Origin of the sequence: Candidatus Amarolinea dominans, assembly GCA_016719785.1 — a bacterium.
Taxonomy (GTDB): Bacteria; Chloroflexota; Anaerolineae; order SSC4; family Amarolineaceae; genus Amarolinea; species Amarolinea dominans.
Genome location: JADJYJ010000003.1, coordinates 591059 through 615227, shown reverse-complemented (window position 1 = coordinate 615227; position 24169 = coordinate 591059). Strand labels below are relative to the sequence as shown.

General features: G+C 63.4%; 23 protein-coding genes. 7 read left to right on the top strand and 16 right to left on the bottom strand.

Going from position 1 to position 24169, the window contains the following annotated elements:
• Nucleotides 1-52 precede the first annotated feature (52 nt).
• From IPM84_05970 to IPM84_05950, 5 genes are all read right to left on the bottom strand, one after another.
• Nucleotides 53-319 (bottom strand): cytochrome B5, encoded by a 267-nt coding sequence (locus tag IPM84_05970; protein ID MBK9092315.1) that lies wholly within the window; start codon nt 317-319, stop codon nt 53-55.
• The gene (locus IPM84_05965) at nt 316-636 is read right to left on the bottom strand and encodes a cupin domain-containing protein (GenBank protein MBK9092314.1); all 321 of its coding nucleotides are present in this window, start codon (nt 634-636) and stop codon (nt 316-318) included. Before IPM84_05965 ends, IPM84_05970 begins: the two co-directional genes overlap by 4 nt.
• A gap of 25 nt (nt 637-661) precedes the next feature.
• On the bottom strand, nt 662-1033 hold the full coding sequence (locus IPM84_05960; protein MBK9092313.1) for a hypothetical protein: 372 nt from the start codon (nt 1031-1033) through the stop codon (nt 662-664).
• A gap of 42 nt (nt 1034-1075) precedes the next feature.
• Nucleotides 1076-2227 (bottom strand): amidohydrolase, encoded by a 1152-nt coding sequence (locus IPM84_05955; protein MBK9092312.1) that lies wholly within the window; start codon nt 2225-2227, stop codon nt 1076-1078.
• A gap of 100 nt (nt 2228-2327) precedes the next feature.
• Nucleotides 2328-3764 (bottom strand): PQQ-dependent sugar dehydrogenase, encoded by a 1437-nt coding sequence (locus IPM84_05950; protein ID MBK9092311.1) that lies wholly within the window; start codon nt 3762-3764, stop codon nt 2328-2330.
• Between the two features lie 225 nt (nt 3765-3989).
• Here IPM84_05950 and miaB point away from each other — a divergent pair, with 225 nt between their 5' ends.
• Both miaB and IPM84_05940 read left to right on the top strand, forming a co-directional pair.
• Complete coding sequence (gene miaB, locus IPM84_05945) at nt 3990-5420, top strand: tRNA (N6-isopentenyl adenosine(37)-C2)-methylthiotransferase MiaB (GenBank protein ID MBK9092310.1); 1431 nt, start codon at nt 3990-3992, stop codon at nt 5418-5420.
• A 171-nt stretch (nt 5421-5591) separates the two neighbouring features.
• Nucleotides 5592-6359, top strand: coding sequence for a Uma2 family endonuclease (locus tag IPM84_05940; protein MBK9092309.1), 768 nt, complete (start codon nt 5592-5594; stop codon nt 6357-6359).
• A gap of 124 nt (nt 6360-6483) precedes the next feature.
• On the opposite strand, the gene IPM84_05935 is transcribed toward IPM84_05940, so the two are convergent.
• From IPM84_05935 to IPM84_05915, 5 genes are all read right to left on the bottom strand, one after another.
• The gene (locus IPM84_05935; GenBank protein ID MBK9092308.1) at nt 6484-7203 is read right to left on the bottom strand and encodes a DUF4013 domain-containing protein; all 720 of its coding nucleotides are present in this window, start codon (nt 7201-7203) and stop codon (nt 6484-6486) included.
• Nucleotides 7204-7254: 51 nt separating this feature from the next.
• The gene (locus IPM84_05930) at nt 7255-7857 is read right to left on the bottom strand and encodes a YIP1 family protein (GenBank protein MBK9092307.1); all 603 of its coding nucleotides are present in this window, start codon (nt 7855-7857) and stop codon (nt 7255-7257) included.
• Nucleotides 7858-7975: 118 nt separating this feature from the next.
• A complete protein-coding gene (locus tag IPM84_05925) occupies nt 7976-8806 on the bottom strand; it encodes a DUF2085 domain-containing protein (protein ID MBK9092306.1) in 831 nt (276 codons plus the stop codon).
• A gap of 26 nt (nt 8807-8832) precedes the next feature.
• Nucleotides 8833-9609: a (Fe-S)-binding protein gene (locus tag IPM84_05920; protein ID MBK9092305.1), complete on the bottom strand. Its 777-nt coding sequence runs from the start codon at nt 9607-9609 to the stop codon at nt 8833-8835.
• The gene (locus tag IPM84_05915; protein ID MBK9092304.1) at nt 9606-10229 is read right to left on the bottom strand and encodes a hypothetical protein; all 624 of its coding nucleotides are present in this window, start codon (nt 10227-10229) and stop codon (nt 9606-9608) included. Before IPM84_05915 ends, IPM84_05920 begins: the two co-directional genes overlap by 4 nt.
• A gap of 160 nt (nt 10230-10389) precedes the next feature.
• Here IPM84_05915 and IPM84_05910 point away from each other — a divergent pair, with 160 nt between their 5' ends.
• Entirely contained in the window at nt 10390-13503 is a 3114-nt protein-coding gene (locus IPM84_05910) for an AAA family ATPase (protein ID MBK9092303.1), read from the top strand.
• A gap of 198 nt (nt 13504-13701) precedes the next feature.
• A complete protein-coding gene (locus tag IPM84_05905) occupies nt 13702-15477 on the top strand; it encodes a hypothetical protein (protein ID MBK9092302.1) in 1776 nt (591 codons plus the stop codon).
• A 108-nt stretch (nt 15478-15585) separates the two neighbouring features.
• On the opposite strand, the gene IPM84_05900 is transcribed toward IPM84_05905, so the two are convergent.
• From IPM84_05900 to IPM84_05885, 4 genes are all read right to left on the bottom strand, one after another.
• Nucleotides 15586-16233 (bottom strand): helix-hairpin-helix domain-containing protein, encoded by a 648-nt coding sequence (locus IPM84_05900; GenBank protein ID MBK9092301.1) that lies wholly within the window; start codon nt 16231-16233, stop codon nt 15586-15588.
• A 157-nt stretch (nt 16234-16390) separates the two neighbouring features.
• Nucleotides 16391-17191, bottom strand: a complete 801-nt coding sequence (locus IPM84_05895; protein ID MBK9092300.1) for a slipin family protein — start codon at nt 17189-17191, stop codon at nt 16391-16393.
• Nucleotides 17192-17248: 57 nt separating this feature from the next.
• Complete coding sequence (locus IPM84_05890; GenBank protein ID MBK9092299.1) at nt 17249-19486, bottom strand: heavy metal translocating P-type ATPase; 2238 nt, start codon at nt 19484-19486, stop codon at nt 17249-17251.
• 268 nt (nt 19487-19754) lie between these two features.
• Nucleotides 19755-20102, bottom strand: coding sequence for a helix-turn-helix transcriptional regulator (locus IPM84_05885; GenBank protein MBK9092298.1), 348 nt, complete (start codon nt 20100-20102; stop codon nt 19755-19757).
• A gap of 193 nt (nt 20103-20295) precedes the next feature.
• On the opposite strand from IPM84_05885, the gene IPM84_05880 reads away from it, so the two are divergent.
• From IPM84_05880 to IPM84_05870, 3 genes are read left to right on the top strand one after another with little or no spacing between them, the layout of a single operon-like run.
• A complete protein-coding gene (locus IPM84_05880) occupies nt 20296-21126 on the top strand; it encodes a 4Fe-4S dicluster domain-containing protein (protein ID MBK9092297.1) in 831 nt (276 codons plus the stop codon).
• A complete protein-coding gene (locus IPM84_05875; protein ID MBK9092296.1) occupies nt 21120-21524 on the top strand; it encodes a 4Fe-4S binding protein in 405 nt (134 codons plus the stop codon). Before IPM84_05880 ends, IPM84_05875 begins: the two co-directional genes overlap by 7 nt.
• Nucleotides 21525-21527: 3 nt before the next feature.
• Nucleotides 21528-22436, top strand: a complete 909-nt coding sequence (locus tag IPM84_05870) for a cation transporter (GenBank protein ID MBK9092295.1) — start codon at nt 21528-21530, stop codon at nt 22434-22436.
• Between the two features lie 19 nt (nt 22437-22455).
• Here IPM84_05870 and IPM84_05865 read toward each other — a convergent pair whose 3' ends face one another.
• Together IPM84_05865 and IPM84_05860 are read right to left on the bottom strand one after the other, a co-directional pair.
• The gene (locus tag IPM84_05865) at nt 22456-22827 is read right to left on the bottom strand and encodes a hypothetical protein (GenBank protein ID MBK9092294.1); all 372 of its coding nucleotides are present in this window, start codon (nt 22825-22827) and stop codon (nt 22456-22458) included.
• Nucleotides 22828-22841: 14 nt separating this feature from the next.
• Nucleotides 22842-24146 carry an alpha/beta fold hydrolase gene (locus IPM84_05860; GenBank protein MBK9092293.1) on the bottom strand — a complete coding sequence of 435 codons (1305 nt, stop codon included), beginning with the start codon at nt 24144-24146 and terminating at the stop codon, nt 22842-22844.
• Between the last annotated feature and the right edge of the window lie 23 nt (nt 24147-24169).

The window sequence follows — 24169 nt, the reverse complement described above, 5'->3', positions numbered from 1 at the left end:
GATAAATTCGGCGCTACGGAGATGCGGGAGGCATGGCGCTGGCTGGGGCGGCTCAGAATTCCGGTTGCAGGAGACCCACTCGGCGCAGCCGCGCAAAAACGGACGCATCGTGCGGCGCTTTGCGCAGCGAACGGGTGAGATCAAGACCGGCGTAGTGCAGGTTTCTGTGCATGCCGTCGCGCCAGAGGGTCGAGTGGGTTACATCATAGACCACTCCGTCGTAGGCGATGTACGCTGGCCGTCCTGCTTGCCCGTCGAAGCGACGCAATTCCATCGCGCTGAACTGCAGTTCGCTCTCATGCCCGGCGTTCAGGGTCATGTCGCCGGTGCGAGCGCGGTGATGAACGAGAGCCGCGCCGGGCCGTCGTTGGTCACCGCGTGCAAAATCCCGGCCGGCGCCAGGATCAACTCGCCTGGGCCGCAGACGACCGTCCTCTCGCCGATGGTGAACGCGCCCTGGCCTTCGAGCACCAGGTAAAACTTATCCTGATGCACATGCTCGTGCAGGCCCTGGCGCTGGCCGGCATCGAGGCAGTTCAGGCCAACCAGCAGGCGCGGGCTTTGGAAAAACGTGTGCTTGAACGGTTTCTCTGCCCGGCTGGCAGCGTGACCTAATGGTTTGATGAAGTTTGACATGGTTGTGTACCAGAGACAAGATGCGCTAACCTACTCGCTTGACCATCTTTTCCGGCATCTGCAAGATCACCCAGGCCGGTCGCGTCGAATCCAGCGGCTGCGGATCCAGCGCGTTGCGCGCCGCGGCCAGGAACAGACGTATTTTCTGCTCCGAGGCCGGCAAAATCAGGCCGGGCGAGTCAATCTCGTGATGCGTGCTGAGGGCGCGATTGGTCATGGTGTGAATACGGAAGTAGACCGGGATGTTGGGCGATGCATTGGGGATACGCAACGTAAAATGGTCGGATAACGCGGTGGTGGCGGCCAGCACTTCGCCTTCCCAGGCCACCACTTCCACGCTGCACTCTGCGACAGGCTGTCCCTGTCGGTCAATAAAATAGCCTTCAATCTCTTGCACAATGGGTCTCCTTCTGGTGAATTCGTCCCTGCAGTCTGGCTTTCAACCAGGGCTGACTGGTTGGCTCAGCACAAGCGCGGCCGTCTCGCACAGTAAGGCCACACCCACGGGCAATGCCCGTTCGTCGAAGTCGAAGCCCGCATTATGATGCGGATGCGGGTGGGGGCCGGCGCCCAACAGGGCAAAGCAGCCCGGCACGCGCTGCAGAAACTCACTCATGTCTTCGGCAATCATCAGGGGCTTGATCGGCGTGACCTGGGTTGCGTCTGCCAGCGCCTGCGCGGCTTGCCGCATGGTTGCGGTTGCGCGGGGATCGTTGACCGTTGCCGGCGCGGCGCAGCCCGCCTGCTGCAGCGCAAAGGTGGCGCCATAGGCCTGGCAAATGCCATGCACGAGCGTTTCGATGCCCTGCCACACCTGCTGCCGAATGTTGGCATCGAAGGTTCTGACGGTGCCGGTCATCGTGACGTCACCGGCCAGCACGTTGAATGCCTGGCCGCCGTGAATGGTGCCGATGGTCAGCACCGCGGTCTCCGTGGGATCAACCAGGCGGCTGACGATGGTCTGCAGGGCCATCACCACCTGCGCCGCCACCACGACGGCATCAATGCCCTCGTGGGGCATCGCGCCATGACTGCCGCGGCCGATGATCGTCAGGCTGAATTCGTCAGCCGCGGCCAGCAGAGGGCCGGCCTGAATCGCAACCTGTCCAAAGGCCAACTGGTTCCACAGATGCAGGCCGAACGCATAGTCTGGCGCCGGCTGCTGCAAGACCCCGTCCTGGATCATGGCCATGGCGCCGCCCAGGCCTTCTTCGGCCGGCTGAAAAATCAGCTTGACACGGCCAAACAGGCGCTGGCGTTGCCGGCTGAGCAGCGTCGCCACGCCCAGGCCGATGGCAGTGTGGCCGTCATGCCCGCACGCATGCATGACACCCGCGTGCTGCGAGCGGTAGGGCGCGTCGCTGATCTCCTGAATCGGCAAGGCATCCATGTCGAAACGCAGCAGCACCGTCGGTCCGTCGCCTGCGCCATCTACGATGCCGACCACGCCGGTGCGCCCGACGCCCTGCTGTACTTCGATGCCCAGGTCGTTTAGATGGCCGGCCACAATGCTGCTGGTGCGCGTTTCTTGGAAACCAAGCTCGGGGTGCTGATGAAAGTCGCGTCGCCAGGCGATCAACTGGGCAAGCATCGCGTCGGCTTGCGTGCAAAAGTCAGACATCCGGCCCTCTCCAGGTAGCAGATATCCTCATTGTAGCATGGCGCGGGCGCAAGATCAAAATCCAATAATCTCACGGCTTGACGAGCTGGTAAACCGTGCCTCTGCCCAAGTCCGCCACATACAGTTCACCGGTTTCGTCTTCGCCAAACGAGCTGATGTTGAGATCGGTGGCAAAGACACTGACCGGAGGCTGCATGCGATCGCTGGCGCCGACAAGCGCCCAGACGCTGCCGCTGCAATAATCACCGTAGAAGTAGACGGCGTCCAGGGCAGGGATGGCAGCCCCTCGATAGACGTAACCGCCGGTGATGGAGCAGTTGCCGGCGCTGTGGTCATGCTCGGCGACCGGCAGCACCAATCCTTGCCGGTTGCACCCCGATCCCGATTCGAAACAGTGCAGGCCCTCCATGATGGGCCAGCCGAAGTTCAGCCCACCGTTGGGATAGCCCTTCTGCTCGGCCGCAACCCGATCAATCTCCTCGTAAGCGTCCTGACCCACATCGCCGATCCACAAGTCGCCCGTGGCCCGGTCGAAACTGAAGCGCCACGGATTGCGCAGGCCCAGCGCCCAAATTTCGGGCGCCATGCGCTGCCCGTTCCAGGTTTGGTTGACCCACGGATTGTCGGCCGGCGTCACGTAGGGCTTGCTCAGATCGCTCATCACATCCAGGCGCAGCATTTTGCCCAGCAGCGCGCGGGGGTTTTGTCCGTTCTTGAAAACATCATTGGCCCCGCCGCCGTCGCCGGCGCCGATCCACAGGTTGCCATCAGGCCCAAACGCAACCATGCCGCCGTTGTGATTGGGCGCCGGCTGATCAATGCGCAGAATGCGAAATGCGCTGGCCGGGTCGGCGCGGTTGGGGTCATCGGTGACGCCATAGCGTTCGACGATCGTGTCGCCCTGACGGTTGGTGTAGTTGACGAAGATGAGGCGGCTGCTGGCAAAATCGGGCGCGAAGGCCAGGCCCAGCAGGCCCTGCTCACTGGAATTGCTCCCCACACGGCTCACAATGTCAAGGAAAGGCGGTTCCAGCAGTTGGTTTCCCTGCCAGATGCGAATGACGCCGCGCTTCTCCACGATGAACAGGCGGCCGCTGCCATCCCCGGCGTGCGTGATGAAGACCGGCTCGTCCAGCCCTGTGATCAGCGTTTGCAGGCCCAGCGTCAGGTCGTTGAGGCGCCCCGCAATCATGGGTAGGGGATTGGTTGTCGCGGTAGCAGCCGGCGGCGCAGCAGGGGTGGCCGGCGGCAGCGGCGTCGCAACGTCGGCTGTGGCAACGACAGTGGGCGCAACCGTGGCTGCAACCATGACCGTCGCGGTCGGGAGTAGCTGTGCCGTTGCCACAGGTGCGGGCGTATCTGTGGGCGCAGGCGTCTGAGCGCCGCCGCAGGCCGTCAACGTCAGGCTGATGCCAAAAACCAACAAGGGCAGGACCACGAGGCGCGACGTGAAGCGCTGCTGTCGCCGGGTCAGGGGGTGGATAGCATCGTAAATTGGGTAGAACATCATGATCTCCAGTCATTGCTTGAAGCACGGTGCGTGCCGGCCAGGCTCACGGCATGAGACGGCCAGGCAACACCAGCGCTAAGATTCCCAAAACACGGGGGATGATACCGGACGCCAGCCATTTTGACAAAGCCGCGCGGCCTGCTACAATTTCAACCCCCACGCGGTCGGTTTGACCGCCGATTTCCCTGCCCGGTTGCACGCCGGTCACCATGGGAGGAACCGATGTCCAAAACGTATCATATCCACACATTCGGCTGTCAGATGAATGTGGCCGATAGCGGTCACGTGGCCGCCGAGCTTGACCGCCTGGGCTACGTGCCTACGGACCAGGAGGAGAGCGCCGATGTGCTCGTCATCAACACCTGTGTCGTGCGCAACAGCGCCGAGGAGAAGGCAGTCGGCAAGCTGTGGGCCTGGAAGCCGCTGAAGAAGAAGCGCCCGGATACCACCATCGCCCTAATGGGGTGCCTGGTCGGCGTCAAGCCCGCGCCCGAACTGCTCAAACGTTTTCCCCATGTGGATGTCCTGCTGTCGCCCTCTGATCCACAGCCGTTGGTGGATCATCTGCGCAATCAATGGCTGGCCGAGGAGCTGGCCGCCATCGAAGCCGGGCAACTGGCCCGCCGCTACCACGTGCAGGATGAAGATGGGACCACAGCCGTGGCGACCACGCATTGGCAGAGTGTCAAGCACATTTCTGCGCACGGCCAGGCGCCCATTGCGGCCCATGTCCCCATCGTCTACGGCTGCTCGCACGCCTGCACCTTCTGCATCATCCCCTTCCGCCGCGGGATCGAGCGCAGCCGTCCCATTCACGAAATCGTGGACGAGGTACGCGGCCTGGTCGCCCAGGGTGTGCGTGAAGTCACGCTGCTCGGTCAGATTGTGGACCGCTACGGCTACGACAACCGTCCGCTCTCCACACCCTCTCCCGACCTGGCCGATCTGCTCTATGCGGTACACGAGGTTGAGGGCTTGCAGCGCATCCGTTTTCTCACCAGCCATCCGAATTACATGAGCGACCGTATTCTCGAAGCGGTACGCGATCTGCCGAAGGTCATGGAGCACATCGAGGTGCCGTGTCAAGCCGGCAATGATGAGGTGTTGGCGAGCATGAAGCGCGGCTATGCGGTGGCTGACTATCGGGCGTTGATCCAGCGTATCCGGGAGCGCATCCCGCATGTGGCGATTCACACCGATGTCATCGTGGGCTTTGCAGGCGAGAGCGAGGCGCAGTTCCAGGACACTTACGACCTGCTGGCGGAGTTGGAACTGGACAAGGCGCACCTGGCGCGCTATTCTCCGCGTCCCGGCACCGTTAGCGCGCGGCGCATGGTGGATGATGTGCCTGACGAGGAAAAACATCGGCGCCTGCACGCGTTGGAGGACCTGCAGGAGCGCATCCAGGGCGAGAAGAACCGGCGACTGCTCGGTGAAACGGTGGAGGTGCTGGTGGAGGATCAGCACAAGGGCAAATGGCGCGGGCGCTCACGCCAGAACAAACTGGTCTTCTTCGAGGATGCCGGCGACTGGCGCGGCAAGCTGGCGACGGTGCGCATCACCTGGGCCAGCGCCTACTCGATGCAGGGCGTCCTGGCCGCGGCCGACTCCTGGGCGCCGATCATCCTGGCGCCTGTGCCCTTGTTCGCCTGAACTCCGTTGTTTGTGCTACAACTTGTGGTACAATAAGCACCCAAGGCATGAGTCAAACGCCGAAGACGAGAGTTGCCAACCCTGCAAAGTTGGCAACTCTCAGGTACGCTCCCAGCCCCTGTTGCGCGTGAGGTGATGACTATGACGATCAGACAACGTATCCCGCTGGCGATGGCCGCGGACAAGACAGTCTACCCAGAACGTGATGGCAAACCGATGGCCGAAACTGACCTGCACCGCGAGATTATGTTCTGGATCATTCATCTGCTGCAGCGTTTCTTCGCGGGGCAGCGGGTTTACGTCAGCGGCAACTTGCTCATCTATTACGAGCAGGGCAATCCGCGCAAATCGGTCGCGCCGGACTGCTTCGTGGTGTGGGGGGTGGAAGCGCGGCTGCGGCCCATCTACAAGTTGTGGGAAGAAGGCCAGGCGCCGCAGGTGGTTTTCGAGGTGACGTCCAAGTCCACGCGGCGCGAGGACATGAAGGACAAGATGCGTCTGTACGCGCAGTTGGGGGTGGAGGAGTATTATCTCTACGATCCAACGAGCGACTATCTGAAACCACCGCTGGTTGCATTTCAACGCGTGGGCGACAGTTTCGCGCCGATGCAGCCGGACAATGGCAAGATGCGGCTGGGCGACCTGACCTTTGTGCCCGGCGAGGGCGAGTCGCCGGAGTACGTCAGCCCCCTCTTGGGGCTGCGCCTGGCGCTGGATGAGGAAAATCGTTTGCAGTTCTATTCGGTGGAAAGCGGCGAGCGGCTGCTGAGCGATTTCGAGATCGGTCAGCAGGCGAAAGCTGCGGCGCGGCTGGCTGATCTGCGGACGGCCGAGGTCGAGGCCAGAAAGCGCGCGGCCGAACAGCGGACGGCCGAGGTCGAGGCCGAGAACCTCAGGCTGCGCGCGGAGTTGGCGCGGCTGCGCGGCGAGTTGGCATAAGCGAAACGTCGAAGATGAGAGGCGCCAACTTTTGCAAAAGTTGGCGCCTCTTGAAAAGGACTCAAAAGAAAAGGACGCCAACCTTGATGGGCTGGCGTCCTTTTCTTTCTGTCACCTGATTCGCTTACAGCGTGACCGTACCGGCCGCGCGGGCGTCGCGGTGGAACTGACCCCACATATGGCTGGCGACCAGTTGCACGTAGAAGCTGGCCGCGGCGCTGATAATCCAGGCGGCGATCCACCCACAGATCGGGATCAGAGCCAGGATGCCACTCACCACGGAGACGACGATCCCCAACACGATCCCAACCACGACGACTACCAGGATGGCGGTCAAGTAGCCAGAAACGTTGCGCCGGATGTCAGCGAACAGTTCCTTGAACTTGAACATCTCGCTCAACTGGTTGGTGAGAGCAAAGCGTACCGTCGCTGCCGGCAGGATGACGAGCACGGCCAGCGAGTAGAACAGAGTCAGGCAGACGAACAAGATGCCGCCGCCGCCCAGCAATGCGCCGAACGAATCCTGCGCTGATTGCGAATCACCCATGGCCGCGCCCAGACCGCCGCCCACGACCGCAAACAGACAGCCGATGATGAACAAAGGCAAGAAGTAGATCAAGACGCCGACCACGTAGACCAAGCCGCGCACAAACTGGTTACCGAGGTTGTCCCAGCTGGGCAAGGGCCGTGCCTCATCCGCGACCACATTCTTGACCACGTCCAGCCCATAGCCGGTAGCTGCGAGGCTCAGAATGGGAACGGCGCTGATAACCGCACCAACGAGCACCTTGTTGGTCCAGTTTTCATCTTCGATCTGGAAAGTAAGCGATTTCTGAATGTCCAATGGATCCTCCTTGTCCGTCCTGTCCGTGGCAAGAGCATTCTGCCAGGGCGGTTATTGTGCTGAAATGGCGCCTGAGGCCACGCCCATGCTGATGGCGATGGCCGCAACAATTACGCCGATGACGGCGAAGACGATCCACTGGGCCACGATGGCCACAATGACGGTGATGATGGCCTTGTTCTGGTCCAGGTTCATGCTGGCGCGCGTGGCCAGATAACCCAGATAGAGCTGATAGAGCCCCAGCACCAGGCTGACAGGGGCAAAGAGGCAGCCGAGGACCGGGATGTTACCCACAATGCCGGTGACAGCCAAAATGGGCGCGGTGTAGAGGGAGCAGGTGTAGAACACCTCGTCCTGGGTGCCGGTGCCGCCCTGCTGCTTACCCATCCAGTTGATCACAAAGGCAAAGACGAAGAAGCTCAAGAGCGGCGCAATCAGCGCGCCCAAGAGGGCGATAATGGCGACCAGTGGACCACTGAAGATACCAACGATGAAAGCGACGACGCCGGCCAGGCCGGCCGCGACGCCAACGTAGGTCAACGCCTCACGCTGACCGCCATGCTTCTCGAACTCCTCGAAGGTCTCAGTACGGGGCTGCGTGAGCACTTTGATGCTCTGACTGATCATCTCACTGAAGTTGACACCCTGAATCATGACAATTCCTCCTACGCACGTGATGAGAAAAAAGAAATTGGGGAGACGCGTGGGGATAGCAAGTTACTTGACGGATTATAACAAACTTCGACGCGCCTGGCAACCCAAGCGCCCGTTCCTAAAAGGGCAGTCCAAGCGCACGGGTCAGGCTGGCGCGGGCGCTGTCAATGAGGGCGATGAGGGTCAGGCTGGTGGCCAGGCCAGCCGCCAGCGGCATGAGCAGGTGACGCCAACGGGTGGCGCGATTGGCGCGGCGCAGAACCAGCAGCACCATCACCGTCAACACCAGGGTCAACATCAGCACGGTGCCCAGGGAACTGACGATCGCTAACGGCAGCAGGATGGCTTCCACCTCGCTCTGCAGCGCCAGCACCAGCAGCGCGCCGATGCCCACCAGTGAGGCCAGCTCACCCACATGGTCGAGCGACCGCTGCGGGTCCGGCTGCGCCCAGGCGGTCAGGTTGAACACCGGCCACACCAGGCTGACCACCGCGAAGCCCTGCAGCAGCCCAGTGCTGACGCGCAGGATGTTGTGCGGCTCGTACAGGTGGGGCATGCCCGGAAAGAGCGTCAGGTAGGAGTTGACGCCATCGAAGGCCCAGATGCCCAGGAAGAGCAAGAGCACCGTCAGCACGGACGGTGACGGGAGCTCACTGGCTCGTGCCCGTCCCCGCAGGAGCAGGTAGAGCAGGCCGGCAACCGCGCCCAGGTATTGCCCGGTACAGCGCGCACACAGCGGCATCTGTCGCTCACCGATCAGAAAAGAGCGTATGGTGATGCGGTGGCAGACGGCATAACCCACCTTGTCGGCCTTGTCGAGCAGACCGCCCGGCGCCAACAGAGTGATGCCGATGATTGCGATCAAAGCCAGAGCGAGCAGCAGCCAGTCGCGGCGCGTGTCAGGAGGCGACGGGTCGGGAGGCTGCCAGGAAGTAGGCGTGACGGTCATCGTTTTGTCTCCAAACGGGCGTTGATCTACCAGGGGCGCGGGCGCAGCTTGGGTTTGACCACCTTCGCCGCTGCGGGCGCAGGCGCAGGTGTGACTTGGCCAGCCAGCAGATCGGCCAGGTGAACGGCCCGCACCCGGCAGCCCTGGCGGTCCAGTCCACCGTTCAGGTGCAGCAGGCAGCCGGGGTCACAGGTGACCACCACATCCGCGCCGCTGGCCTCAAGGTGCTGCACATGGCTGTCAAGAATGGAAGCCGATACTTCCGGCAGATTGAGCGCAAAGGGACCGCCAAAGCCACAGCACTCGTCGGCTTCACGCCAGGGCGCCAGGGTCGCGCCCTGCACTGCGCTGAGCAGCGCCGGCGCCTGCGCCGCGCCGTGCAGATCGTGCAGGAGGTGGCAGGCCGGCTGATAGGCGATCTTGCCGGCGTAGGACACGACCGGATCGCTGACGTGCAGGTAATCCACCAGAAACTGGCTCAGTTCCCACGTGCGGGCGGCCAGCGCGGCGGCCCGTGGGTCGTCCGGCAGCAGATGGGGATATTCGAGCTGGATCATGGCGGCGCACGCGGGCGAGGGCACAACGATCAGCCCGGCGTCGGCGAACACAGCGCAGAACTGGCGCGCCTGTTGGGCGGCGTCATCGGTATAGCCGGCCTCCAGGGCAAAACGGCCACAACATTCCTGCGCCGGCCGAAAGTCAACCGTGCAGCCCTGTTTTTCCAACACGACCACCACGGCCTCGCCGGTGTCCGGGTAGAACAGGTCAATCAAACAGGTGACGAATAAATCACACGATGTCACCCGGCCACCCCAGGGTCAGTCGCCAGGTGAATCTGGCCGCCCACCAGGGAAGTGACCTGCACCAGGGCGTGAACCGGCGCACCGAACCGCTGCAATTCCTGGCGTCCGTTCTCGAACGTTTTCTCGATCACCGCGCCGAAACCCACGATGTGAGCGTTCGCCAGGAGAGCCAGGTCGCCCAACGCGGCCAGGGTGGTGCCGCGTGCCATGAAGTCGTCCACGATGAAGACACGGGCGCCGGGCGTCATGATGTGTTTACCCAGGTAAAGTTGCACCGGCCGTTCCTTCGTGCGGCTGTAGCTGTCCACCACGTAGAAACCGTCCACACCCATGGTGACCGGGCGGCTCTTTTTGGCGAAGACCACCGCGGCCTGCTGCGGCCACTGGGCATTGTTGACGACAATGGCCATGAACACGGCCACGCTGATACCGCTGGCTTCGGCTGTGAAGATCACATCAATGGCCTGGCCGGAGACCAGGTGCGCCAGCGCATCGCCGCAGTATGCGCTGAAGGTGTAGTCAATGCGGTGATTGAGCAGGGTGTCCACGCTCAGGATCGAGTCGCTGACCACCCGCCCGTGCTCCAGCACCATCCGCTTGATCCGTTGCACAATTGTCACCGCTACCTCGTCTCCTGTCTGGTTGTGATGACGCATTATACCATCGGCGCAGGGAAGACCCAAGTCACGCGGCGATACCACAACTGGCGGATGCGTGGTACAATAGGTGTGAATCTAGCTTTCCAGGTCACGTTCCAGGTCACGTTCCAGGTCACGTTCCATGCCGCTTCTCGAAATCAGGCTACTGGGTTCCTTTCATGTTACATTGGATGGTCAACCGCTCACGGAATTCCGCTCAGACAAGGTACGCGCTCTTCTGGCCTACCTGGTCATGGAACACAACCGCCCATTACGCCGCGCGCACCTGGTTGACTTGCTCTGGAGTGGCTACACCCCGGACACCGCGCTCAACAGCCTGGCCAAGTCGTTGACCAATCTGCGCTCTCTGCTGGCCGCTGTGGCCTGCCTGAAGATCACACGCCACACGGTTGAGTTCGATGCCACCGCCGAGGGGGTGTGGTGCGACGCGCTGGCGTTTGCCCATGCCCTGGAGGTGTGCCAGCAGCACGCTCACCCCAACCTGGCCCGCTGCGCCAGGTGTCGCGCCCAACTCCAACAAGCGACATCTCTCTATCAGGGCGAGTTCTTGCACGGTCTCAGCAGCCATGATGAGCAGCCGTTTGACGCCTGGCGAGAGAAGACCCAGGCCCAGTTTCAGGGGATCTTCGACACGATGCACCGCATCCTGCAAACGCCGCTGGCTCCTCCACGTCACAACCTGCCGCGTACCCTCAACCGCTTCTTCGGCCGCGAGCAGGAGATTGCCGCGCTCAGTGACCTCCTGCGCAGCGGCGAGCTGCCCTTGCTCACGCTGATTGGCGAAGGCGGCGTGGGCAAGACGCGTCTGGCGTTGGCTGTCGCCGCCCAGGTCAAGGAGGAGTACGGTGATGGCGTCTGGTTTGTGCCGCTGACCCCGTTGCCGCCTGCAATGGATGGCCTTGACGAGCCGCTGACGCCCAACGAAGACCGCCGCGCCGTGCAGGTGTACGATCGCATCGCGGCCGCCATTGCCAAAAGTCTCGGCCTGGCACTTGTGGGCACTGACCCACCGCACCTGCAGCTCATCCGCCAGTTGCGGCAACGGCATCTCTTGCTCATCCTGGATAATTTCGAACACCAAATTCTGGGCGCGAGCTGGCTGCCCATGCTTGTCAGCCAGGCGCAGCACGTCTACGTGCTGGTCACATCGAGACAGCGGCTTGGCTTGCAGGCTGAGCATGTCTTACGCGTGCATGGACTGCCGGTGCCGCCCCGGCGCGCGCCGTGGAACCGATCGCAGACCGATTCCGCCGGCGAGGACCTGGCCCAGGTCAGCAGCGTGCGCTTGTTCATGGCGCGGGCGGAGCGCGTGGGCGTCACGGTGCCACTGAACCCAGAGACTCGCGCCGCCATGATTTCGATTTGCCAGGCCCTGGAGGGCCTGCCCTTGGGGATCGAACTGGCAGCCACGCTCCTCGAGCACCAGTCACTGGCCGCGGTGGAAAGCACCCTGCTCAGCAGCCTCGCCAGCCTGACCACGAGCGAGTCAGATATTTCTCCGCATCATCGCAGCCTGCGCGCGGTGTTCGAACAGTCGTGGCATGGGTTGAACGCAGCCGAGGCACGCCTGCTGGCGCGTTGTTCGGTCTTTCGTGGCGGTTTCACCGAAGCCGCGGCCGCCGCGGTGGCCGCCGCGGCGCCGGGCCAGTTGACCATGCTGGAACACCGGTCATTGCTGCGTCGCGCCGATGAAGGCCGCTATGACATGCACGAAATGATGCGCCAGTTTGCGGCCGCAAAGCTGCTCGCCGCGGGCGAGGCGCAGAGCATCGCATCAAAACACAGCCAATACTACCTGGCCCAACTGATGCCCACTCAGCACCGGCAAGACCTCGAGCTGTCCGACTGCCAGCGGGCACTCCCGGCCGCAGTCCTGGCTATGCTTGTCACTGAGATTGACAACATACGGCAGGCTTGGCAGCAGGCCGTGGCGGAAAGACGCTTTGCCGAGCTTGGCCAGGCCGCCGATGGCTTGGGGCATCTGCTTGGAAAAGTCGGCCTGCTGAGCGAAGGTCAAGCGTTGTTCGATCGAACCTGCGTGGAACTGAGCGCCGCCGGCGCGCCGGCGAGCGTGCTGAGCGGCCTTAACATCCAGCAGGCCATGCTTTGCGACCGTCACGTCAAATATGCTGAAACTGCCGCCGCTGCGCAGCGGGCGCTGGCGTTTGCAACGACCGATCTGGAGCAGGCCCGGGCCTATCTTTGGTGTGGGACTGCGCAATGGAAACTCGACAATCTGGCGGCCGCCAGCACCATGCTGCAGCAGGCCTTGCAGATCTTCCGGCGTTATCAGCACACGGATGGTGAGGCCAATTGCTTGCATGAGCTGGGCAGCGTGGCCTATCGCCAGGGTAATTTGGCCTCAGCACAGGAACGATGGGAAAAAGCACTGGCGCTGAATCTGCAAACGGGCTGTAAGCGCCGCGCCGCGGGCACGTTGAACAACCTGTCTTCAGCTTATGCCGACTGCGGCGCCTACCAGCAAGCCGATGCCTGTATTCGCGAGGGCTTGCGCCTGCTCGCCGAAGCCGGTGGGCATCCCGTGATCCAGGGGTATCTGTTAGCCAATGAGGCGCGGGTGAGCTTGCTGCTGGGCGACTATCAAAACGCCGGCTTGATCTGCGCGCATGCGCTTGAACACAGCCGCAACATCCAAAACCAGGAACTGGAGTCGTGCATGCTGGCCCAACAGGCCTGGCTCGCCTACTACGCAGGCGCCGATGCGCAGGCCTGTCAACTGGCAGAAGCGGCGGTTGTCTTGAGCCAGGAAATCCGCTATGTTTATGCAGCCGGCATGGCCCTGCCGGTTCTGGGTCATGCCCAGCGCCGCCAGGACAACTTGGCGGCAGCCAGCGACAGCTACCGGGCGGCCGTGCAGATGTGGGAACAGCATGCGCTGGCCGCGCCCGAATTCGCCCTGGATTCACTGGCTGGGCTTGCGCTGATCTCCTGGGAACAGAGTCAAGTGGAGGAGGCCCGGCGTCAGGTCAACGAGATCCTGGACACCCTGGCCCGCGTCTCCTGGGACCAGGAGATGATCGCCGAACCGGTGGTCATCTGCCTGGCCTGCTACGACGTCTTGGTCGCCACCGGCGATCCGCGCGCCGACAGGGTGCTGCAGCAGGCATGGCGCTTCGTGCGCGAGCGAGCCGATCGCATCAGCGACCCGGCCCTGCACGATCGTTTCCTCGATGGTACCGCAGTCCATCGCCAGATCATGGCGCTGATCAACTGAACCGAACCTGAAACGCTGCGCAATCTGCAAGGTTGGCAGCACCTGCCATGCTTTATGAGGTGGTCATTTCGATGTTGCTCCCAGCGGGCGCTGCTCCAACCCTGCCTGAGACTGGGTATCTCCCCGTTCTTCATGTTGATTGCCAGAGAACTGACGCAGCCAGGCCTGTGGCGTGTCGCGGATTACCGGAGGTGAACCATGAACAAAGGACGTAAGCGGCCCTTGTGGCTGGCGCTGGTGGCGCTCCTGGTGCTGGGCAGCATTGCCCTGGGCCTGCAGGTGGCGCCGTTCTCCCCATCAACCTTGATCGCCGCACTCGACCGTGTCGTTACGACACAATTGGATCGCCTGACAGCGCCGGGCGCACAGCCCCATGCCTTGTCAGGGCCTTTTCCTGGCCAGGGCGATGACTCAGCCCCGTCGCTTGGCTCCTTTACCGTCTTCGTTGCGCCTGCTTTCCAGCCCTTGATGGCAGGCTATCCAGGCTACGATAGCGCCAGCGGGACGTTGACCAGTCCCACGCTATTCGATCCCACAACCATCATTGGACGCAGCAATCCCCATTTGGACGGCAGCGCGCCCGACACCGGCGGCACGCCGGTTGGCACAGCCGGCATTATGGTGGCCGACTCCAATTTCGCCATCGTACCTGCGGGCTTTCAAGGCCCGCCTGGCACGCGCGAGGTGCATACCCGCATCGCCGACTTCAACATTGCCGCGCTGGGCGGGCTGGTCATGGTGCGGGCTGGTGACTCCGCGCCGGGCAGGCCGCACAGCGTGGGTGAGGTTGAATCCCTGAGCGGCGCCAGCGGCGATCCAAACCTGGATTTTCCGGCCGAGAGCTTTTTCGACGTATTCGTCGAGGTAGACTTGCCGCCCACGGGTAGTTTCCCAGGGGGCACCCTGTTCAACAACACCCCACTGCTGGTGTTCAATGATAGCCTGCAGGCGTTTCCCCCACATGTGGTGTACATCCACGGCCAAACTCCGGCCGTGCCAATTCTTTTTCTCAACGATGATCCGGGCAACGCCTGGCTGGCAGGCGACCTCTTCGGATGGCTGAGTCTGGCCGGGCACGGCATGAACTACAGCAACACCCCCCAGGACGTGCAAGAGTTCTCGAATATCATGCGCTTCCAGCCCAGCATGCCGATGGCCTGCCAGACTTTTCATCCGGCCGACCACAACGGCGATGCCCAAGTGAACCTGGCCGACATCGTCTTGATGGCTAACCGCTGGCCGGCCAACGCCGATATTCAGACGGTGCAGACCACCGCGGCGGGCTTTGGCGCCGGCTGCCTGGTCAATCCCGCACCGCCCCTGGTTGTGCAGGCCGGCGACGATGTCTTTCGTTCACCGCCCGGGCAATCGGTGCTCTTTCTCAACCTGCCGCTGGGATTCTTCGGCCCTGGCTCGGATCCGTTCGTGGGCACCGTGCAGTTCGCAGGCGTGCCCTTTGCTCCGCCCAGCAGCCAGCCGTTTCAGCCTCAAGGCCCGTTTCCCCACGTGAGCGAGACCGCCCAGCACGTCCTGGTGGATGCACGCCAGGCCTCTGCGCAGGGCGACACCGTGATCAGGCGCTTGCAGGACGCCATGCTGCATGACCCGGGCACGCCGGCTGCCACGCAGGCCGTCCCCATCGAAATCGTGGCTCTGAATTTGATCAGCGTACAGCCGATCGTCGTCACCTATAACGGCGGACAGAACCCGCAGCCCTGGTCGGTGCAGATGCAGGTTCAACCCAACACGCCGCAGACCCCCGGCGCCATGACCATTACCCGCACCTATGAGCAGGGCGGCGTCTTTACCAGCGAGCTGCCTGTAACCAGTCACCTGACCTTCAGGAACCAGGCCGGCCCGGAAGTGGTCGGCCCCATCGCACGTACAGAGACCTTCTACACCGGCTTTGGCACCAATTCACCGCTAGGGCCGGGCTACGACACCGGCGCGCCGGCGCCGTGGTTCGTGCCGTAACACCGGCGGATCGCGACCAAAAAAAGAGTGGAAGGTTGGCAGTCCGTGGACTTACCATCCTTCCACTCACAGATTCTGGAGCACCCCACCTTCACCGCCGGGCCTGCCTCACTGCACGGTGACGAACGGCGCCAGTTTACTGTACGTAGCCTCACCAATACCCTTGACCTTCTTCAAGTCCTCCACGCTGCGATACGGCCGCCCTTCCACAATGCGCTGAGCCATCGCCGGCCCAATGCCGGGTAACTGTTCCAGGTCACTGAGGCTGGCTGTGTTGACGTTGATCTTGACGCCTGGCGCCAGGGGATTGGACGCGGTCGTGTCGGAAAGGTTAGTGGACCCCAGGGTCGGCGTCGCCACTGGCGCGCTAACCCCCACCGGCGGCGGGGTGATCTCCGCCACCTGGCTGGGGACATGAACCTGCGCACCATCGTAGAGCGGCTGCGCCAGGTTGAGGCTCGTCTGATCGGCCTGGGCATCGAAACCACCGGCCGCCGTGATCGCATCCCTGACGATCGCATCAGGCGCCAGCACATAGACATCAGGCCGCAGCACCGCGCCGCTGACATGCACGCGCAGCGGCGCGGGCGTTGGCGTCTCGGTGGGCAGCGGCGTCATGGTGGCCGTGGGCGGCAGGACGATCTCGATCGGCGTCTGCGCCGGGCGGCGCACCAGAAAGGCAACGCCGCCCAGACTGAGCAGCCACAGCAGCGCCAGCGCCAGTGTCTTGAAATTGCGTTGCAGCCAGTCGTTCATGCGTCATGCCTCTTGCAGGTAGCTAACGCAAACGCCAGCCCAAATTTCGCGTCAGGCGCGTCATCCGACGCAACGATGCTCGTCGTGCCCCCCGCAGCCCCGCCCCGCGCAGGTCGCTCTTGCGTGCCTCAACCGTGCGCGGGGCTTATTCTTGTACTCAGGCCTTGATCAGGGGCGCAGAAGGGGTTGCCGGCTCGGCCACGACCGGCAGAGAGTCAACCATGCTGCGTACGATTGTCAAGAGGTCAATCGGCACCGGGAAGATGATCGTCGAGTTTTTCTCTACGGCAATCTCAGTCAACGTCTGCAGATAGCGCAGTTGGATGGCGATCGGTTCGTCTGACATGGTCCTGGCGGCGTTACGCAGCTGCACCGCAGCCTGGAATTCACCCTCGGCGTGAATAATCTTGGCGCGCTTCTCGCGCTCGGCCTCGGCCTGTCGCGCCATGGCCCGCTGCATCGTCTGCGGCAGTTCCACATCCTTGACTTCTACAATGGAAACCTTGACGCCCCACGGTTCGGTGGCCTCGTCAATGATCTGTTGCAGTTTGGCGTTGATGCTCTCGCGGTGCTGCAGCAGCTCGTCCAACTCCGATTGACCGAGCACGTTACGTAGGGTTGTCTGCGCAATGTTCCAGGTGGCCCGGCGATAGTCCTCCACGTTGACCACCGACGCCGACGGGTCAATGACCCGGAAATAGACGACCGCATTCACCTTGACGGTGATGTTGTCTTTGGTGATCGCTTCCTGCGCGGGCACATCCAGCGTGATCGTGCGCAGATCTACCTTGACGAAACGATCTACAAAGGGGATGATCAGGAACAGGCCCGGCCCCTTGGCGCCGATCAACCGCCCCAGGCGGAAGATGACGCCACGCTCGTACTCCTGCACAATTTTGATGGCCGACGAGGCCAGGACGAACAGCAACAGAACAATGAACCCAACAGCGGAATACATAGTGAAACCTCCTGAGAATTGGGGCAGACAAAACTGCCCGGTGACTGAAACAACGATCTACGCGGACGACACGTCCGCGTCCCACTCATTCGTCGCGCGCCGCAAGAGGCGCATGCCGTTGAAGATGACGATCAACGAGGCGCCCATATCGGCAAAAACGGCCATCCACAGCGTCGCGGCGCCCAGCAGGGCGAGCGCCATGAAGACAACCTTGATACCCAGGCTGAACGCGATGTTTTGGCGGACGATGTGCCAGGCGCGCCGGCTCAGCGTTACCAGCGCGGGTAATTTGCGCAGATCATCCGCCAGCAACACCACATCGGCCGTCTCCAGGGCTTGATCGCTGCCTGCGCCGCCCATCGCTACCCCAACCGAAGCACGCGCCAGGGCCGGCGCATCATTGACGCCATCCCCGACCATCGCCACGCTGCCATGTTGAGCCAACAGCGCTTCCAGCGCGGCCACTTTCTGCGCCGGCATCAAATTGGCCCTGAACTCATCCACACCGGCCTGCTCGGCAATGGCGCGCGCGGTGCGCTCATTGTCCCCGGTCAGCATGACCGTGAGCGTAATGCCGGCGCGTTTCAGGCCGGCTAACGCCTCGCGGGCATCGGGGCGCACCGTGTCGGCAACGGCCAGCAGCCCCAACACGGGACCAGGCACGCGCCCCACCAACATCACCGTCTTACCGGCCGCCTCCAGATCGGCCACAGCCTGGGCCAGGCCAGAGGGCAGCGCCTGACCTTGTTCCGCAAAGAGCGCCACATTGCCCACCAGCACAGATTCTCCATTGACCAGCCCACGCGCCCCGCGGCCGCTGAGCGCCTGCACGTTCAGCGCAGGCGTGACGCTGAGGCCACGCTCGGTGGCCGCGGTCACCACGGCCTGCGCCAGCGGGTGCTCAGAGCGGCTCTCGACGGCCGCCGCCAGGCCCAGCAGCGCGTCTGACGTTATCCCCGCGTTCGGATCGAGCACCACGTCGGTCAGGGCGGGGCTGCCCTGGGTCAGTGTCCCGGTCTTGTCGAAGGCGATGACGCGCAGGCGGCCGGCAGTTTCCAGGGAGGCGCCGCCTTTGATCAGGATGCCTTGCTTGGCGGCCCGGCTGATGGCACTGACAATGCTGACCGGTGTGGAGATGACCAGCGCGCAGGGGCAAGCAATGACCAGCATGGTCAGGGCGCGGTAGAGCCAGCCGTGCGTGCCATCGGGCAGATTCCAGAACGGTTGGGCTGCCAGCAGCGGCGGCCCCAGCGCAATCAAGATCGCGCCCAGCACGACGGTCGGAGTGTAGATGCGCGCAAAGCGGTCAACCCAGCGCTGCGTGGGCGCTTTCTGGGCCTGCGCCTGCTCCACCAGGTGGATCAGGCGGCTGATGGTGTTGTCTGCAGCCAGGCGCGTCACCCGCACCTCCAGCGCGCCGCTGCCGTTGAGGGTGCCGGCAAAAAGCTCCCCACCCAGGGCCTTGTCCACCGGCACACTCTCGCCGGTGACAGAGGCCTGGTTGACCGCCGAACTGCCCGCGATGACGACGCCGTCCATCGCGATGCGTTCGCCCGCCTTGACCAGAATTATGTCGCCCACAGCAAGATCGGCCACCGGCACGCGCGTCTCTTGCTGCGCGCAGAAGGGGCAGATGCCGCCGCTGTAGCCATCCTGGCCCAGGTGTTCCTCGCAGTCCAGGCAGCCGGTCAGGCGGGTGGCGGTGGCAGGCGCCAGGTTCAACAGGCTGCGGATGCTCTGGCGGGCGCGATCCATCGTATAGGCTTCCAGGGTCTCGCCCAGACTGAAGAGGAACATGACCAGCGCGGCTTCCCACAGCTCGCCGATGACCAGCGCGCCCACAGCCGCCACGGTCATGAGGAAGTTCATATCCAACTCACGATTGATCCACAGCACGTTGAGGCCCCGCCGTGCCACGAACCAACCGCCAGTGACGGTCGCCAGGACGATGATCCCGTTGACCAGCCAGCCGGCCGCGCCGCCCAGCGTCAGCACGCCGGCCAACAGCAGCAGCAGTCCTGCCAGCAGCGTGGAGACATCCCGCGGGTGCCCGGTGAGGAAGCGCACGAAGGTTGACGCCGGCGCGACCGCGGCCGCCGCGTTCGCCGCGTTCGCTGGCTCCTGCACGCGGTAGCCGAGGCGCTGGACACGACCGGCAATGACCCCCTGGTCAACCGCGTCGGCATCGTACTCAACCCACATCTTACCAGCCGTGAAATTGACAGTCGCCTGCAGCACGCCATCCAACTGTCCCACCCCGCGCTCCAGCTTCAGCGCACAATCGGCGCAGTCCATGCCCGCAATGACCAGCTCGCGATGGCGATAGCGCTGCTGCACGGTCGCACCGGCGTCACGCGCGTGCTGTTCCACCGCGACCGCTGTGACCCGCGCCGGGTCATAATGCAGGCACAGCTGGGCCGTCCGTCCATTGCTACGATCGAGGTGCGCATCATAGACGCCATCGCGCCGGCGCAAGGTGTCCAACAGGCGTTCGGCGCAAGGCTCACAGTCCCCGTTGGCAGGTAACAAAACCGGGAGGTCGAGTTTGATCTTTTGCATGAAATTACCCGTGGCGCACGTGATCGAGACCCTGCTCGAACAGGCGCAAAATGTGGTCATCGTCCAGGGCATAGAAGATGTGGCGGCCGGCGCGGCGCATACGCAGCAGGCGCATGTCGCGCAAATAGGCCAGTTGATGCGAAACAGCCGATTGCCCCATGCCCAACAAGGTGCTCAGGTCGCTGACGCACAGCTCCGGCGTCCCCGTCAGGGCCGCCATCAGCCGCACGCGCGTCGGATCGCTCAGCGCCTTGAAAAGGTCGGCCAGGCGCACAGCCTGTCCTGGGGCCAGCAGCGGAGCTTCCTGCCCCAGGGGATGACTATCTTGCCCGTTGTTCGTGTCAGCATCCATCCGTCATGTCCAGCGTTCGCAAACATATGAATACCTGTTCATATGTTAGCACAGAAACCGTGGTTTGTCAATCTTTTTTAGAGCTGCGCTTTGACCCGCCTGTGACCGTGTGTTACAATCGAAATGGCGCATGCAAGACGCCACCGTTGCTGATGGATCGGCAACGAGACGCTGCCACTAAAGATAGAGACCCATGCCTGACCTGACTCTGCTCACCAAACTCCTCTCGACATTCGGCGATGACGCACCGGCCTGCGACGCCAGTCTGTGCCTCAATCAGCGCTTCAAGGCGGCCAACTGCCACCTGTGTGCAGACGCCTGCCCGGTGGCGGCCATCACCGTGCAGGGTGCAAATGTGCGCATCGCGCCGGAGACCTGCGTTCACTGTGGCATCTGTCTGTATGTCTGCCCCACGGGGGTGTTTGCGGCCCCAAACCAAGCGCAGGCCGACAAGCGGCTGCTGGACGCGGCCGCGCCCCTGGCCGGCCGCGCCCTGGAGTTGACCTGCCCGGCCAATCGCCAGGTGGACAGAACCGCCGCGCCGGTCGAGGCCGTGGTGCAGAGCGGACGCTGCCTGGCCGCTCTTTCGTTGGCTGAACTGCTCGATCTGGCGCAGCCCCGCCAGCGCAATCTGTGGTTGAATGACAGCGATTGTGCAGCCTGCCCCCTGGGTCAGGCGCTGCCGGTCATCCAGGAGACGGCCACGCAGGCCAACCTGGTGTTGGCCGCCTGGCACCACCCCATCGAACTGCGCACGCAGATCACCGAACCGGATGCGCTGACGACCGTCCACCGGGTAGCTGTTTTTTCCGGCCAGCAGCCGTCCTATTCGCGGCGTGAATTCCTGACCTTTGTGCGGCACACGACGACGCAGGTGATGAGCACGGTGGCGGTCGAGGCGTTGGCGCCGCTGAACCCGATGACAGGGTCGCCGCAACCGCGTGACGCTGAGCTGTCCTATCAACGTCGTCATCTGACCGCCTCGGTGGCGCGGCTCGGCCCGCCCCCAGCGCGGCCATGCTGACGGACAGCCTGCCCTGGGTCACGGTGCAGATCAGCGACGCGTGTACGGCGTGCAGCCTGTGTGCGCGCTTCTGCCCTACGGCCGCCATCCGCTGGACGACGCAGACGCCAGCGACGGACGCGGCCGCCGCCCAGCCTGTCACCACTTTCGATCTCAACTTTATCGCCGCCGATTGTGTGGACTGCGGTATCTGCCAGGCCGCCTGCCCAGAGGATGCCATCACCCTGCCGGACTCAGTCAACCCGGCGCAGATCGGCCGGCGGCAGATGCAGACCCTGCGCCAGGGCCACCTCGGCCCCTGCAGAATCTGCACCATCGCGACCGATCTGGCGGTGCGTTCCACCTGCCACGTGTGCAACATGTCGCTCACCAAGAAACGGAAACGATTGAAAGGATAGACCATGCAGCGACCTTCACTTACGCGTTTTGCCTGGCTCTCGATTGCCGCGGCCATCGTGACCATCGGGCTGAAGATGGCCGCCTATCGCGTGACCGGTTCGGTCGGCCTCTTGTCCGATGCCCTGGAATCGCTGGTCAACCTGGCGGCGGCGCTGATGGCGCTGGCCATGCTGACGGTGGCCGCGCGGCCGCCCGATGAGGACCATGTCTATGGGCATGACAAAGCGGAGTATTTCAGCAGCGGCGTCGAAGGGGCGCTGATCCTGGTGGCCGCGATCAGCATCGGCGTGACGGCGTGGAACCGTCTTCTAGCCCCACAGCCCCTGGAAGGCCTGGGCCTGGGCCTGGGCATCTCCCTGCTGGCGTCGCTGATCAACCTGGGGGTGGCGCTCGTCTTGCGGCGGGCCGGCCAACGTTACAGTTCGATTACGCTGGATGCAGACGCCCAGCATCTTATGACCGATGTGTGGACATCGGTCGGCGTGTTGGCCGGCATCGGCGCCGTGGCCCTGACCGGCTGGGAGCGCCTCGATCCGATCATCGCCTTTGCCGTGGCGCTCAACATCATTTGGTCGGGCGTGCAACTGGTACGGCGTTCGGCGCTCGGTTTGCTCGATACGGCCTGGCCTGCGCCAGAACGCAGCGTGGTCGCCAACATTCTGGATCGTTACCAGGCGCAGGGCGTGCAGTTCCATGCCCTGCGCACGCGCCAGTCAGCCGCACGGCGTTTCATGTCGGTACATGTCCTGGTACCCGGCGACTGGACCGTGCTGCGAGGCCATCAACTGCTGGAGAAATTGGAGCGCGAGGTGCGCGAGGCGCTGACCGGCGTCACCATCCTGACGCACCTCGAACCGCTGGAGGACCCGGTCTCCTGGGAAGATACGCAGCTCGACCGCCAGACTGCATGAGGTAGACAGATCAATAAAATTACAACACCCCTGCGTCTTCGCGTTGAATCGTTTCCTCGCCGGATGTTTGCACCTCGGCCTTCTGCGTCGCGTAGTCGTCTGCGCTGACGAAATCTCCGCCCGTCACCTCCTGGCTTTGCAGGCGGCGGTTGGCATCGAAGGTCAGGGTCATCTCCAGGCGCGCGAAGCAGCGTCGCGCGCCACCCACTAACGTTTTGCGAACGACGTGCTGTCCGTCGTCATCGGCGCTTGGATCGTTGCGCATGTCCACACGCACCCGGATGACTTCACCGCAGCGCCGGCAGCGCACATAGAACCAGGCGCCGGCATCTTCTGGCTTGCGTTCGCCGCCGCCGGCAAAGAGCGCTTTCAGGCTATCCAGTAATCCCATCCTTCACCACCTTGTCAAACATTCCCGACCAACATGTCGAGCAGGCGACCGAGGACGCGTTCGCCATCGGCGCGCAGGCCGTTGTGTTCGTATTCATTCGTCACCCACAGCTTGAGGCCAGCCACCTGGCGCGCCGTTTGCTCGGCAAAGGCCAGTTCGACATACATGTCATCGTAATAGGAAACCGCCGCGACCGGTACGGTGTTGGCAGCCAGCGCAGAGGGGTCGTACAGCGGCGGCCAGCCGTCGTACGCGGCCAGAATTTCGGCTGCACCTTGCAGCGGCCGCAGGTACGCGTAATCCTCGAACATCCACGGGTAGATCATCTCGCCGGTGAACATGAGCGGCGCCTGGCCGCTGGCCGCGGCGTGCAGATCGAATTCGGGAAACTCCGCCAGCATCCGCTGCGCGGACCAGGCTGAGGCCGCGCCCTGGCAGTAGCACGGCTCGTGCAGCAACGCGTAGATCGGGTTCGTTTCGAAGGACTGCATGGCTTCCAGGCCGCGCAGAAAGACGAAGTTGATCTCCGGGCCGTTGACGCCGGTTACGAACGCGTTCTCCAGCAGGTAATGAACATTTTCGAAGCCATCGCTGGCGCCAAAGCCCATGCCGATTTGCTGAAAACGCCGCGCGCTCAGGCGGCCGCCGCCCGGCAAAGGCACGATGTGCCTGAGCAGATAATCGGCGATGCGCTGGCTGTGCGCCGCATCTTGCGGATAGCGTTCGAAGAAGCGGCGGTTCTTGCCCAGCGTTCGGCGGTAGGTGGCGCGGTAGATGTCGTCCACGGAGCGATCCAGGGGCGCCAGACCGCCGGTGATGAGCGCGCCGGCCAGGCCCTGGGGCGCGTGCGAGAGGTAGGTCAGCACGCAGAAACCGCCGTAGCTCTGGCCCAGGGCCGTCCAGGGGGTGTCAGGCCCGGCGAGCGCGTGGCGAATCAACTCGGCGTCGGCCACAATGGCATCCGCGCGGAAGTGCTTGAGATAGTCGGCCTGCGCCTGCGGCGATGACAGCCGCGCCAGGGTTTGGAACGTCACCGGTGTGCTGCGACCCGTGCCGCGCTGATCGAGCAGGAGGACGCGATAGTCCTGCAAGGCCCGTTTGAGCCAGCCGCTGTTGTTGAGCGGCCGCGGGGCGCCGAAGCCCGGGCCGCCCTGGAAGAAGACAAGCCAGGGCAGCGCGGCATCCTTCTTGGCCGCGGCCCTCACTTCCCTGGCAAAAATGGTGATCTGTTCGCCCTGCAGTTGCGCGTGATCGAGCGGGACACGAAATTCATGCTCGGTCAAGACAAGGCCGGGAATCTGGTTACTCGTAAGAATCATTGAACAAAATCCTCGATGCAAGT

Coding starts and splice junctions, on each gene's coding strand:
- IPM84_05860 (MBK9092293.1), bottom strand. CDS start 24,146: ATGATTCTTACGAGTAACCAGATTCCCGGCCTTGTCTTGACCGAGCAT.
- IPM84_05950 (MBK9092311.1), bottom strand. CDS start 3,764: ATGTTCTACCCAATTTACGATGCTATCCACCCCCTGACCCGGCGACAG.
- IPM84_05925 (MBK9092306.1), bottom strand. CDS start 8,806: ATGACCGTCACGCCTACTTCCTGGCAGCCTCCCGACCCGTCGCCTCCT.
- IPM84_05880 (MBK9092297.1), top strand. CDS start 20,296: ATGCCTGACCTGACTCTGCTCACCAAACTCCTCTCGACATTCGGCGAT.
- IPM84_05905 (MBK9092302.1), top strand. CDS start 13,702: ATGAACAAAGGACGTAAGCGGCCCTTGTGGCTGGCGCTGGTGGCGCTC.
- IPM84_05955 (MBK9092312.1), bottom strand. CDS start 2,227: ATGCTTGCCCAGTTGATCGCCTGGCGACGCGACTTTCATCAGCACCCC.
- IPM84_05890 (MBK9092299.1), bottom strand. CDS start 19,486: ATGGACTGCGCCGATTGTGCGCTGAAGCTGGAGCGCGGGGTGGGACAG.
- IPM84_05900 (MBK9092301.1), bottom strand. CDS start 16,233: ATGAACGACTGGCTGCAACGCAATTTCAAGACACTGGCGCTGGCGCTG.
- IPM84_05870 (MBK9092295.1), top strand. CDS start 21,528: ATGCAGCGACCTTCACTTACGCGTTTTGCCTGGCTCTCGATTGCCGCG.
- IPM84_05910 (MBK9092303.1), top strand. CDS start 10,390: ATGCCGCTTCTCGAAATCAGGCTACTGGGTTCCTTTCATGTTACATTG.
- miaB (MBK9092310.1), top strand. CDS start 3,990: ATGTCCAAAACGTATCATATCCACACATTCGGCTGTCAGATGAATGTG.
- IPM84_05895 (MBK9092300.1), bottom strand. CDS start 17,191: ATGTATTCCGCTGTTGGGTTCATTGTTCTGTTGCTGTTCGTCCTGGCC.
- IPM84_05875 (MBK9092296.1), top strand. CDS start 21,120: ATGCTGACGGACAGCCTGCCCTGGGTCACGGTGCAGATCAGCGACGCG.
- IPM84_05865 (MBK9092294.1), bottom strand. CDS start 22,827: ATGGGATTACTGGATAGCCTGAAAGCGCTCTTTGCCGGCGGCGGCGAA.
- IPM84_05930 (MBK9092307.1), bottom strand. CDS start 7,857: ATGATTCAGGGTGTCAACTTCAGTGAGATGATCAGTCAGAGCATCAAA.
- IPM84_05940 (MBK9092309.1), top strand. CDS start 5,592: ATGGCCGCGGACAAGACAGTCTACCCAGAACGTGATGGCAAACCGATG.
- IPM84_05885 (MBK9092298.1), bottom strand. CDS start 20,102: ATGGATGCTGACACGAACAACGGGCAAGATAGTCATCCCCTGGGGCAG.
- IPM84_05965 (MBK9092314.1), bottom strand. CDS start 636: ATGTCAAACTTCATCAAACCATTAGGTCACGCTGCCAGCCGGGCAGAG.
- IPM84_05970 (MBK9092315.1), bottom strand. CDS start 319: ATGACCCTGAACGCCGGGCATGAGAGCGAACTGCAGTTCAGCGCGATG.